Raw genomic sequence first — 12,243 nt, forward strand, 5'->3', positions numbered from 1 at the left:
GCGAGGGGGATCTGGCTGAGCTCAGCGCCGTTTGCGGCTGCGCTGAGCTCAGCGACAGCAGTTGCCGGGCTGAGCTGGGTGCCACTGGTGGCTGGGCTGAGCTTGGTGTTTGCAGTTGCTGGGCTGAGCTTGGTGTTTGCAGTTGCTGGGCTGTACTTGGTGTTTGTGGTGGCTGGACTGAGCTTCGTGCGAGTGAGGATCGGACTGAACTTCTTGCGCAGGGGGACCGGCTGAAACTTCTTGCGCAAGTCCTCGAAAAGTTATCAGCGTGTTTCCGTCCGGTAAAGCGACGTCGCTCGATGTACTGGTGGTTTTTGTCCTGCATGTCGCCCCAAATTTGCAGGAAGCCTTGCTAACTACTCACGTCCGTCGCCTATGGCCGCTGGTCGGACGCCTGCCCGCCACCCGCAGTACCCGCAAGAACTTTCAAAGATCAACTTAACAATTCCCGCCCGGCACAGCCGAACACGATCGCCCCCGGTAACGCCTGGTCCATGCCCATCCGCATCTCAGCGTGCACCGTGAACCCCGCGTCGCGCATCCACGCCGCCACCCGCTCCGGCCGCCGCCGATGAACATGAACCTTCATCGGATGCCCGCCATACCCCTGCGTCTTCACCCTCGACCCGTCCCCGACATGAAACCCGACCATGATCGGCCCCCCGTCCCGCACCACCCGCCGGAACTCCCGAAACACCCCAGGAACCCCCTCATCCGGAACATGAATCAACGACCAGAACGCCACCACCCCCGCCACCGACCCATCCCCCAAAGCAAGCTCCGTCATGGACCCCACCTCAAACCGAACCCCCGGATTCTCCCGCCGAGCCACCTCCACCATCCCCGGCGAAAGATCAACCCCAAAAGCCTCAACCCCAAGCCCCCGCAGGTACGCCGTCACATGCCCCGGCCCACACCCCACATCAGCCACAAGCCCACCACCAGCACTGCCAACCTGCCCGGCAAACAGCCCCAACGCCGCCCGCAGAAACGGCTGCCCCTCCAGCGCCCCGCCCACCAGCTCCGCGTAGCTCTCCGCAACCGTGTCGTACGAAGCGCGAGTATCCGCCAACCACTCATCCCCATTCATGGTCGGCCACATTAGCCCGCCCCCTCCCATGCCCGGCCTTGACAAGTGCCCACTCCGTCGAGGCACTGAGGGCTGGTACCAGCGGTGATCCCGTCGGTCGATCCGGTCGCCGACGCAATCGCCCTCGTGGTCCCGCAGACTTCGCCATCGTCGCCCGCAGGCCCCGCCTTCGTGGTCCCGCAGAACCCGCCTTCGTCGCCCGCGGTGCCGCCCTCGTCGCCCGCGGTGCCCCGCCTTTGTGGTCCGCGGTGCCCGTCGCCGTCGTCCGCGGTGCCTGCTGCTGTCTTCTGTGGTGCCCGTCGTCGTCTCGGCCGTCGTCGTCTCGGCCGTCGTCGTCTCGGCCGTCGTCGCCTCGGACGCCGTCGCCGTCGTCGCCTCGGTCGTCGTCCTCGTAGCCGCCGTCGCCGTCGTCGCCTCGGTCGTCGTCCTCGTAGCCGCCGTCGCCGTCGCTGCGGTTGCTGGCGCTCTCGCGGTTGCTGTCGTTTCCCAGTCCGCCGGAAGACCGCGGTTCTGTCTGCGGTGGCTGTCCGCGGGCTTGTGCGTTCTTGTTCTCGGTGATGGCTGCGCCGCCGGTGCCTGACCGCCCGGCTTCCCGGAAGCCGACCGTCCTATATGCCCGCGCGTAGTGGTCCCCGCCGCCCGGCACAGAAATGCTGCAGGACAGGGCTTTGCGGCGGTGCTTGAGTTCGGCGCCCGCTCGCCCGCTCGCCCGCTCGCCCGCTCGCCCGCTCGCCCGCTCTGCACGGGTGATGCCTTTCGGGAGTGCCCACAGGTCGGGGTGCTCCCGGCGACACCTACGTCGGTCGCCCGGCCGTGACGGCAGGGAGGAGCCCGCTCGCTCGCTCGCCCGCTCGCCCGCCCAGCCAGCCGGCCGGTCTTGTCTTCTTGCGTCTCGTTCTGTCGCCGTGCGCGGGCGGCGATCAGGCTGCGATCTTGGATGCCCTGCCCGGTCTGGTGGTGCTCAGGCTATGAAGGAGGCGACACTTTCGGTTCCGCGCCCGGCGCTTTCCGTGGTCCGGCCGCTTGGTTCTGCGTCGTAGGCGGCGTTTTCGACGGGGCGTGTGGCGGGGTCCAAGTCGTGCACGGGGTTCTCGGTGGGGTGCCTGGCGGATTCCGTGTCATGGGTGGCGCTCTCGGTGGGGCGCCTGCCCGGTTCTGCATCGTGCGCGGGGTTACCCGCCGGGCGTTTCGCTGGTTCCGGGTCGGGGGTGGCGGTGTCCGTGGTGCGGCCGGGTTTTGGTGTCGTGCGGCCGGCTTTGTTGATGGCTGTTGAGCCACGGACAACCAGCTCCGGCGAGAATACGTACTCGGAGCGGGGGGCTCCGTGGCCGTTGATCTCGTCGACGAGCTGGCGGATCGCGGCGTTGCCCATGGCGGCTACCGGTTGGCGCAGGGTTGTCAGGGGTGGGTCGGTGAAGGCGATCAGGGGCGAGTCGTCGAACCCGACCACCGAGATGTCCCGGGGCACGGACAGGCCGCGGCGGCGGGCTGCCCGGATCGCGCCCAGGGCCATCAGGTCGGAGCCGCAGACGATGGCCGTCGCCCCGCGGGCGATGAGTTGCCCGGCTGCCACTTCGCCACCCTCCACCCCGAAGAGAGTGAGCGCTACGAGATCGTCGAGCTCCTTGTCGCGTACGCCTAGTTCTCGGCGCATCGCCGTGCGGTAGCCCTCGAGTTTTCGCTGCACGTTGAGGAAGCGGTGGGGGCCGGAGACGAAGCCGATCCGTTCGTGGCCCAGCGCGACGAGATGGTTCACCGCCAGCTCGCCGGCGAGCCGGTCGTCGCAGGAGATGAAGGGGGCGTCGAGGCCGTCGGCGTACCCGTTGATCAGCACGATGGGCAGTGGCCGGTCCACCAGTCGGCGGTAGCGGTCGTGGTCGGCGGTCGTGTCGGCGTGCAGCCCGGAGACGAAGACGATGCCGGAGACCTGACGGTCGAGCAGCATCTCGACATACTCGTCCTCGGTGACGCCTCCGGGGGTCTGCGTGCAGAGCACCGGCGTGAAGCCCGACTGGGACAGCGCGGATTCGATGGTCTGCGCGAAAGCTGGGAAGATCGGATTCTCCAGCTCGGGCACGACCAGGCCGACGAGCCCGGCACTGCGTTTGCGCAGCCGCTCCGGCCGCTCGTAACCGAGGACGTCGAGCGCCGTGAGCACCGCCTGACGGGTGTCGGCGGACACGCCGGGCCGGTCGTTGAGCACCCGCGACACCGTCGCCTCGCTGACCTCGGCCTGGCGCGCGATGTCGGAGAGTCGTGCGCGCATGGGCGTCACTGTAGACCCTGGAACTTTTTGCGGAAGCCATGCAAACACTTCCATGGATCGAAACGCTTTGCTCCGGCCCATCGCTGCCTGGCCCCAGCAGGCGAGAACGGTGATCGAGGCCGCTGTGAACATCCCGGTCGTGACCCACTCGATTTTTGTCATGGGTTCAGCCTTGCGTCTCCCCTAAGGGGAGACGCAAGGCTCATGGCATGTCAGTTGAAATTGGCCGGGTGAGGCCCGGTCCTCAAGTTCCGCTCCAGGCCGGTGACCTGGGCCAGCTCGTCCTCGGTCAGGTTGAAGTCGAAGACCGCGAGGTTCTCCTTGATCCGCGAGGGCGTCACCGACTTCGGGATCACGATCCGGCCCTGCTGCAGGTGCCACCGGAGCACGATCTGTGCCGGGCTGCGGCCGTGAGCGGCGGCGATGGCCGTGATCACCGGCTCCTTCAGGACGGCGGCCTGGGCGAGCGGGCTCCATGCCTCGGTCGCGATTCCCAGAGCGGTGTTCGCCTCCTGGACGTCGCGCTGCTGCAGTGCCGGGTGCACCTCGATCTGGTTCACGGCCGGGATGATGCTGCCGAGGTCGGCGAGGCGGCTCAGGTGCTCGGGCAGGAAGTTGGAGACCCCGATCGCCCGCACCCGCCCGTCCGCGTAAAGCTTGGTGAGCGCTCGCCACGAGTCCATGTAACGGTCCTGGGCCGGGGCCGGCCAGTGGATCAGGTAGAGGTCGAGGTAGTCGAGGCCGAGACGGTCGAGGCTCGCGTCGAAGGCGTGCAGTGCCGAGTCGTGGCCCTGGTCGCTGTTCCACAACTTGGTGGTGATGAACAGCTCCGAGCGGGGCACGCCGCTCGCCTTCAGCGCGTCGCCGACCCCGGCCTCGTTGCGATACACGGCAGCGGTGTCGATGTGGCGGTAACCGGCGGCGAGGGCGGAGGTGACGGCCTCGGCGGTCTCCGGTGGCGGCACCTGGAAGACGCCGAAACCGAGCTGAGGGATGTCGATGCCGTTGTTGAGCAGCAAGGCGGAGCCTTTCAAGAGACTGCGGGGGACAGGGCTCGGGAGCGGGCCCACGTGTATGCGAAGGCCATGACGACAAGCCCGGCGAGGGTAATAACGGCTCCGGCCCACAGCGGTGATGTGTATCCGAGGCCGGCCGTGATGGTGGCGCCTCCGGCCCAGGCGCCGAAGGCGTTGCCGAGGTTGAAGGCGGCGATGTTCGCACCCGAGGCGAGCGTGGGTGCTTCGTCGGCCCAGTGCATGACCCGGGTCTGCAGGGCCGGCACCGTCGCGAATCCGAATCCGCCCATCAGTACCAGGGCCACGATGGTCGCCGGGCGGCTCGAGGCGGTCAGGGCGAAGGCGGCGAGCACCACGGTCAGGCCGGCCAGGACCGCCAGCAGGGTGCCGTCGACGGAACGGTCGGCGAGCCGGCCGCCGATCAGGTTGCCGGCGAAGAGTCCGGCGCCGAAGAGGACGAGGAGCCAGGGCACGGCACCTGCGGAGAATCCAGAAACTTCCGTGAGGGTGTACGCGATGTAGGTGAACGCGCCGAACATGCCCCCGAACCCGAGAACCGTCACCAGCACCGACAACCAGACCTGCCCCGAGCGGAAGGCGCGCAGCTCATGGCGTACGCCGGAAGAAGGTGGAGCGGCTACGGCCGGGACCATCGCGAGAATGCCGAACCATGCGATCACGCCGACCGCGGTGATCGCCCAGAATGTGGAGCGCCAGCCGAACTGCTGACCGAGCAGCGTGCCGAACGGGACACCGAGCACGTTCGCCACGGTCAGGCCGGTGAACATGAGGGCCACGGCGCCGGCCCGGCGTTGCGGGGCGACCAGGCCCGCGGCGACCACCGCGCCGATGCCGAAGAAGGCACCGTGGCAGAGCGCCGCGATGATCCGGCCCAGGAGCATGACGCCGTACGTGGGCGCGATCGCGGAGACCAGATTGCCGGCGATGAAGAGCGCGAGCAGTCCGAGCAGTACGGGTTTGCGGGGCAGCCGGGTGGTGGCCGCGGTCAGGCCGAGCGCTCCGGCCACTACCGCCAGGGCGTATCCGCTGATCAGCCATCCGGCGGTGGCCTCGGTGACGGTGAAGTCGGCGGCGACCTGGGGCAGCAGCCCCGCGATCACGAACTCCGTGAGCCCGATGCCGAACGCTCCGACGGCCAGGGCGAGCAAGCCGAGCGGCATGAGGTGACCCCTCTCGTTAAGATAGTTGCAGACGCGGCATACCGAAGAGTTGCACGCGCCGATATGCCGCGCAAGCAACTATTGGGTGGAGGAGAGGAGCGCCACAGTGGGAATCGCCGACGACGCCGTGGAGGTGCGCGCCCAGGGGTGGCGCCTGCTGGCAGCCCTGCACGGGCATCTGGAGACCGCACTCGAGAAGGCGCTGACCAGCGCCGTGTCTCTCTCCGTGGTGGAATACACGGTGATGGACGCGCTGCGTCGCCAGGACGGCTGGCACATGCGGATGCAGCAGCTCGGCCGGGCCGCGGCGCTCAGCGCCAGTGCCACCACCCGGCTCGTCAACCGGCTGGAGGACCGTGGCCTGCTGACCCGGGTGCTCTGCGCCGACGACCGCCGTGGCGTCTACACCGAGCTGACCCGGGCGGGACATGCCCTGCTGACCGAGGCCAAGCCGGTGCACGACACGGCGCTTGCCGAGGCGTTGAGCGAGGCCGAGCGGCTTCCCGAGCTGGCCGACCTGGTGGATCAGGTGCGAGGAGCCACCAAGGCGTAGTCCGTCTGCCGGCGGTCTCCCTCGATGTCTTGGGCAGGCATCGAAATGTTTCGCTAGCCGTGGCGTGTCCCCGTCCGTGGCCGAGCCCGGTTGCCGTGGATACTCATGGCCTTCGACCGCAGACTCAGGGAGATTTCACCATGGCCGATAGGCCGCCGCGCTTCCGATCGTGGACGTTGCGCAGCCGCGTCATGGCACTCTGTGGCGCCCTGGGTTTCCTCCTCGCCGCCCTTGGCGTTGCGGCGGTCGTGATCGCCTCCGACAGCAACGATCGCATCGACGTTCTCACCAACAAGACCGGGCCGATGCGGACCGCAGGGCAGTCGCTGGACGCCGCCTTCGTGGATCAGGAGACAGGCGTACGGGGCTTCCTGCTCAGCGGTGAAGAGGAGAACCTCGCACCGTACGAGCGGGGGCGGGCCGCCGAGACGCAACTGATCGACCAGATCACCCGGCTCAACACCTCCGGCGACTCCGATGCGTCGATCGATGCCGACCTCGCCCTCGTTCGCGAGCGCGCTGCCGAATGGCGCTCGGCCGTCGCCGATCCGGCGATCGCCGCGGTGCGGAGCGGTGGTCCGGCGGCCGGCCAGGCGGTGACCGGAGCGTCCAGCACCGCGCAGTTCGACGCAGTCCGAGCCTCCGTCTCGCACCTGCAGAGTGACATCGCCATCGTCCGCAACACCGCGGTAAAGGCCGCCAAGCAGACCGGCAGCACCCTCGTCGCCCTGGAGATCATCGCAGCGGCCGCGGTCATCGTCGCCGGAGCGGCACTGATGCTGCTGCTCGACCGCCTGGTCAACCGGCCGGTCCTTGCGCTCGCCGACCAGATCCGCGCCGTAGCGGCTGGTGACTACGACCGTGACATCGCGGGTCGCGGCGCTCCGGAGTTGCTGCGGCTCGCCCAGGACGTGGACGCCATGCGCCGCAAGATCGCCTCGGAACTGCGCGAGGTGCAGCAGGCCCGGGCCCAGATCGAATGGGGAAACGCCCAGCTCAAGGTGCAGGCCGAGGAGCTGACCCGGTCCAACCGCGACCTCGAGCAGTTTGCGTACGTCGCCTCGCACGACCTGCAGGAGCCGCTGCGCAAGGTGGCGAGCTTCTGCCAGCTGTTGCAGCGGCGCTACTCGGGCCAGCTGGACGCGCGGGCAGACCAGTACATCGCGTTCGCCGTCGACGGTGCCGACCGCATGCAACGGCTGATCAACGACCTGCTGGCGTTCTCCCGCATCGGCCGGCTCACAGCGGGATTCACCCAGGTCGACCTGGACCGCGTGCTGACCGTGGTGCGTTCACAACTCGAGGAACGAGCGGGGCCGGACGCCGAGATCACCTGGGCCGGCCTCCCCACCGTGCGAGGTGAGGAAGCCCTGCTCACCACACTCTTCATGAATCTGATCGGCAACTCCCTCAAGTTCCGCCGCCCCGGCATCGCACCCAAGATTCACGTGACGGCCGAGCGCGCCGGTGACGAGTGGCACCTGCACGTCCGCGACAACGGCATCGGCATCGAGGCCGAATTCGCCGACAAGATCTTCGTCATCTTCCAGCGCCTCCACCCCCGCGAGACCTACGACGGCACCGGCATCGGCCTCGCCATCGTCAAGAAGATCGTCGAGTACCACGGCGGCGCCATCAGCCTGGACACCGAGGCAACCGAGGGCACGGCCTTCGCCATCACGCTCCCCACCCCGAAGCCCGACCCCGGCACGGAGCCGGGCGGGGGATCGGGTGCCAGGGAGGACTTCGTGTCTGCGGTTGTCCCGGAGCCTGGAGCAGAAGCCACATCCGTTCCCGATGCAGGAAGCGGAGCGGGGGAAGCGCCGGATCAGAGGCCGGAGGCGGAGCCGAGATGACTCAGCGGAGATGACTCAGCGAATTGATCCAGCCGAGATGACTCAGTCGCTCGACGCACTCCGAGCCGAATGTGCGGCGCTGAGCGCAGCGATGTTCACCGTTACGGCTGACGACTGGACACGACCGACCGGCTGCCAGCCCTGGGATGTCGCCGGGCTTCTCGGCCATGTGGATGTCATTCTTGCGTGGCTCCCGGGGATGCTCGGGACCACGGGCCCATCGCCGGGTGCGGGCGGCAATCGAAGCCGCGCCCGGGATGCTGACGCCGCACCTCCGTTGCCGGAAGACGGTGGCGGAGCACCCGGAAAATCCCGGGAAGGCGTTTCCGCGGTGGGGTATTACCGGGCGGATGAACGGTTCTCCGTAGCGACCAGTGCGAAGCGGATCGAGCTGGGGCAGGGACGCGCCGGCTTGGCGGGCATCGATGCGTTGCCGGCGGTGTTCGAGCGGACGTGGCGGGAGGTCGTACGGCTCTGCGAGCACGAGCCGGAGGACCGGGTCGTGGTGACCCGGCACGGTGATTCGATGCTGCTGAGCGACTTCCTCGCGACGCGGGTTGTCGAGGTCGGGGTGCACGGGCTCGACCTGGCGGCCGCACTGGACCGGGATGCGTGGCTGACACCGGCGGCGTCCGAGCTGCTCGTGGGGCTTTTCGGGCCGGACCTCGTGGCGGGGCGCGACGACCTCACCTTTATCCGGACTGCCACGGGGCGGCTTCCGCTTGCGAACGGCGAGCTGCCCGGGCCGAACTGGCCGTTTCTCGGGTAACCGTGGATGCCCCGGTAACCATGGATGCCCCGGGGCCGAAGAAGAGTCCAGCGCCTTCCGCGAACGTGGCGGCCAGGGTGATCTTGCGGAACTCGTCGTCTGCGGAGCCCGGCCGGCGACTGGGTCCTGATCCGCATGTGGCGCGGGTGCGTTCTGACGTCGGGGGAGCGGGGGTGTTGCGGTGATCGAGGCGCTGCGGGTGCGGGATTTCCGGTTGTTGTGGGTGGCTCGGTTCGTGAGTCTGCTCGGGACGTGGTTGCTGGTTGTGGGGGTTCCTGCTCAGGTATTTGAGCTGACCGGGTCGGTGGCGGCTACGGGGTTCACCGTTGCCGTTCAGTTTCTGCCGCCGGTGGTGCTCGGGCCGTTTGCCGGGGTGCTGGCTGATCGGTGGGACCGGCGGCGGTTGATGATCGGGGCGGACCTGCTGCGGGGCGTTGCCGTGGTGTTGCTTCTGCTGGCGCAGGAGCCCGGGGATGTCTGGCTGGTTTATGTGGCGTTGCTCGTGGAGAGCGTCGGCACTGTGGTGTTCCGCCCTGCCGCGCAGGCGCACACGCCGGCGGTAGTGGGTACGGGGACGGCGTTGAGCAGCGCGAACTCGTTGAACGCGGTGAGTGATGGCATTGTGCGGCTCGTCGGGGCGCCGGCGGGTGGGGTGCTGTTCGCCTGGGCGGGGTTCGAATTGCTGGTGTGGCTCGATGCGGGGACCTACGTGGTGTCCGCTGTCGCTGTCCTGATGACGGCCCGTCTTGTTGCGCCTGCCACCCGTCGGGCCCGGGGTGGCATTCGGGAGGGGCTTCGGTTTCTCCTTGCCGAACCTACTGCTCGGGCCCTGCTGCTCGTGACGACGGTGTTTCTGGGTGCCAATGCGGTGCTGAGTGCGCTGCTTGTCCCGTACGGGATGACTGTCCTGGGTGGTAGTGCCGCGACCGGGCTGGTGATGTCGGCTCTGGGGGTGGGGTTTCTGCTCGGTGCGCCGCTGATCCGGGTGCTGGTCGAGAGGGTCGCGCCGGGGTGGCTGCTCGGGGGAGCGCTCGGGGTGACCGGGTGCGGGTTCGTGTTGTTCTTCTCCGGTGGGGCGACGGGGCTGGTTGTCGTGGTTGTGGCTGCGGTTCTGATCGGGGTGGCGGGGTCCACGGCTCTTGGCGTTACCCAGACGACGCTGCAACGGGTTACGCCGGATGAGGTGCTCGGGCGGACGAGCGCTGCGATGTTCACCGGGGAGGCGGCTGCCACGTTCGCGGGGGCGCTCGCCGGGCCGGGGCTTGCGGCGGCGTTGTCGGTGAGCACAGCGGCCTACATCGCCGGTGGGGCTACTGCCGCGGCGGGTGTACTCGCCGTGGTGCTGATCCCGAGGCGGCCGGAGGCCGCCCACGTTGACGAGCCCGGCCACGCCGCGAATCGGGGCCGGTCGGCGATGCCGGGAGAACCCGCGAATCCTGGCCCGCGGGCGAATCCCGGCGGGCCCCCAATTCCCGGCGGGCCCCAATTCCCGGCGGCCTCGCGAAATCTGGCGGACTCGGAAAGTCCGGTGCGGCCGCGATGCCCGCGCGAGCCACCAATTCCCGGCGTGGCTGCGAATCCCGGCGGGACCGTGGAGCTGGGCTGAACCCCGGAGCCCGGCCGTGAGGGTGCGGCGGCCGGGCTCGGGGGCGGTTACTGGCCGATCAGGGTTTTGAGGCGGGTGGGGCCTGCGGAGAGGAGCAGGGTGGGGAGGCGGGGGCCCGTTTCCTTGCTGATCAGGAGGCGGTAGAGCAGGACGAAGAAGGTGCGCTGGGCGACCTTGAGTTCCTGGGTGGGTCTGGTGTCCGGGGGGAGGCCGGCCATCTTCTTCGGGACGCCGTAGACGAGCGTGGTCAGGCCTTCGAGGGACCAGTTGGCGTCGAGGGATTCGGCGAGCAGGCGCAGGGATTCGCGCTGGGTGTCGTCGAGGGAGGCGAGGAGTTCCTTGTCCGGCTCGGTGCGGAGCTGGGTGCGGGATTCCGGGGGGAGCTGGGTGTTGACCCAGGTCTGGGCCTTGTCGAGGCGGGGGCGGACCTCGGCGAGGTCGGTGACCGGGTTGGCGGGGTCGATGTCGCTGAGGATGCGCAGGGTCTGCTCGTCGTGGCCGGTGGTGATGTCGGCGATCGAGGCAAGGGTGCGGTAGGCGATGCGGACCGGGGTGGAGGGCAGGACCGTGGTGGCCGTGCGGATGGCGCGGTCGTGGGCGGCGACGTCGGCGGGGGCGGCGGTGCCTGCGGCGATCTTGGTTTCGAGGGCGTCCCACTCGTCGTAGAGGCGCTGGATCTCGGCGTCGAAGGCGACCTTGAAGGACTGGTTGGGGCGGCGGCGGGCGTACATCCAGCGCAGGAGCGGCGCCTCCATGATGGCGAGGGCGTCGCTGGGGGTGGGGACGTTGCCCCGGGAGCTGGACATCTTGGCCATGCCGCTGATGCCGACGAAGGCGTACATGGGGCCGATCGGCTGGGCGCCGTGGAAGACCTCGGCGACGATCTGGCCGCCGACGACGAACGAGGAGCCGGGGGAGGAGTGGTCGACGCCGGAGGGTTCGAAGTGGACGCCCTCGAAGGCCCAGCGCATCGGCCAGTCGACCTTCCAGACGAGCTTGCCGCGGTCGAACTCGTTCAGCAGGACGGTCTCGGTGAAACCGTCGAGCGTGCAGACGTACGTGAGGGCTGTGGTCTCGTCGTCATAGGCAGTGACCGTGGTGAGGTCCTTGCCGCACTGGCCGCAGTAGGGCTTGTACGGGTAGTAGTCCGCACCAGCAGCCGCGCCGTCGTCCTCGTCGGCAGCACCGGAGCCCTCCGCGGCCTCGGCGGCGGCAGCGGCCTCAGCCTCGTCGAGCTTCTGAGACTGCTTAGGAGCGGCAGCCGGCCGTCCCTTGGTCCGGTAGCGGTCGAGGATCTCGTCGATCCGGCCGCGCTCGCGCATGGCCAGCAGGATCTGGTCGCGGTACGCCCCCGAGGTGTACATCTCGGTCTGGCTGATGCCCCGGTAGTCGACGCCGAGCTCGGCGAGCGCGTCGATGATCGCGGCCTTGAAGTGCTCGGCCCAGTTGGGGAAGCGGCTGCCGGGCGGGGCGGGGACGGCGGTGAGCGGTTTGCCGATGTGCTCGGCCCACGAGGCGTCGATGCCGGCCGGGACCTTGCGGAACCGGTCGTAGTCGTCCCACGAGATGAGGTGCTCGACCTCGTACCCGCGGCGGCGGATCTCGTCCGCGACCAGGTGCGGCGTCATCACCTCGCGCAGGTTGCCGAGGTGGACCGGACCGGACGGGCTCAGGCCGGACGCGCACACCACCGGCTTGCCCGGCGAGCGGCGTTCCGCTTCGGCGATCACCTCGTCGGCGTAGCGGGTCACCCAGTCGACGGGTCCTGCAACTTCAGTCACGATCTCCAACTTCCGTCTCGTCTGTCGGACCCCATTTTCCCGCATCGCGGCATCCGGCCCAGCACTGCCCCCGAGGCAACGCGGAAACCCCAGGACCGAAGACCTTCGAGCCTCGAAGCGACGGG

Annotated in this window: 9 protein-coding genes and 1 pseudogene; 5 read left to right on the forward strand and 5 right to left on the reverse strand. The window is 68.9% G+C overall.

What is annotated here, in order from left to right; genetic code table 11:
- Positions 1-433: 433 nt before the first annotated feature.
- Complete coding sequence (locus tag Aco04nite_RS09895; RefSeq protein ID WP_212996895.1) at positions 434-1,090, reverse strand: class I SAM-dependent DNA methyltransferase; 657 nt, start codon at positions 1,088-1,090, stop codon at positions 434-436.
- A gap of 289 nt (positions 1,091-1,379) precedes the next feature.
- Between Aco04nite_RS09895 and Aco04nite_RS09900 the strand changes: the two genes are divergently transcribed.
- Positions 1,380-1,670 carry a hypothetical protein gene (locus tag Aco04nite_RS09900; RefSeq protein WP_212996896.1) on the forward strand — a complete coding sequence of 97 codons (291 nt, stop codon included), beginning with the start codon at positions 1,380-1,382 and terminating at the stop codon, positions 1,668-1,670.
- 672 nt (positions 1,671-2,342) lie between these two features.
- Here Aco04nite_RS09900 and Aco04nite_RS09905 read toward each other — a convergent pair.
- The 3 genes and pseudogenes from Aco04nite_RS09905 to Aco04nite_RS09915 all read right to left on the reverse strand — a co-directional run.
- Positions 2,343-3,356 (reverse strand): annotated as a pseudogene (locus Aco04nite_RS09905) (LacI family DNA-binding transcriptional regulator); the annotation flags it as partial.
- 212 nt (positions 3,357-3,568) lie between these two features.
- Positions 3,569-4,375, reverse strand: coding sequence for an aldo/keto reductase (locus Aco04nite_RS09910; RefSeq protein ID WP_244875857.1), 807 nt, complete (start codon positions 4,373-4,375; stop codon positions 3,569-3,571).
- Between the two features lie 11 nt (positions 4,376-4,386).
- The gene (locus Aco04nite_RS09915) at positions 4,387-5,553 is read right to left on the reverse strand and encodes an MFS transporter (protein ID WP_212996897.1); all 1,167 of its coding nucleotides are present in this window, start codon (positions 5,551-5,553) and stop codon (positions 4,387-4,389) included.
- 106 nt (positions 5,554-5,659) lie between these two features.
- Between Aco04nite_RS09915 and Aco04nite_RS09920 the strand changes: the two genes are divergently transcribed.
- The 4 genes from Aco04nite_RS09920 to Aco04nite_RS09935 all read left to right on the forward strand — a co-directional run bounded on the left by Aco04nite_RS09920 (position 5,660) and on the right by Aco04nite_RS09935 (position 10,337).
- On the forward strand, positions 5,660-6,106 hold the full coding sequence (locus tag Aco04nite_RS09920; protein WP_212996898.1) for a MarR family winged helix-turn-helix transcriptional regulator: 447 nt from the start codon (positions 5,660-5,662) through the stop codon (positions 6,104-6,106).
- Positions 6,107-6,246: 140 nt separating this feature from the next.
- A complete protein-coding gene (locus Aco04nite_RS09925; RefSeq protein ID WP_244875858.1) occupies positions 6,247-7,962 on the forward strand; it encodes a sensor histidine kinase in 1,716 nt (571 codons plus the stop codon).
- A gap of 37 nt (positions 7,963-7,999) precedes the next feature.
- Positions 8,000-8,731 (forward strand): maleylpyruvate isomerase N-terminal domain-containing protein, encoded by a 732-nt coding sequence (locus Aco04nite_RS09930; protein WP_212996899.1) that lies wholly within the window; start codon positions 8,000-8,002, stop codon positions 8,729-8,731.
- 181 nt (positions 8,732-8,912) lie between these two features.
- Entirely contained in the window at positions 8,913-10,337 is a 1,425-nt protein-coding gene (locus Aco04nite_RS09935) for an MFS transporter (protein WP_212996900.1), read from the forward strand.
- A gap of 47 nt (positions 10,338-10,384) precedes the next feature.
- On the opposite strand, the gene lysS is transcribed toward Aco04nite_RS09935, so the two are convergent.
- Positions 10,385-12,118: a lysine--tRNA ligase gene (gene lysS / locus Aco04nite_RS09940; RefSeq protein WP_244875859.1), complete on the reverse strand. Its 1,734-nt coding sequence runs from the start codon at positions 12,116-12,118 to the stop codon at positions 10,385-10,387.
- Positions 12,119-12,243 lie beyond the last annotated feature (125 nt).

It is taken from the genome of Winogradskya consettensis (assembly GCF_018332715.1).
In the GTDB taxonomy this organism is placed as follows: Bacteria; Actinomycetota; Actinomycetes; order Mycobacteriales; family Micromonosporaceae; genus Actinoplanes; species Actinoplanes consettensis.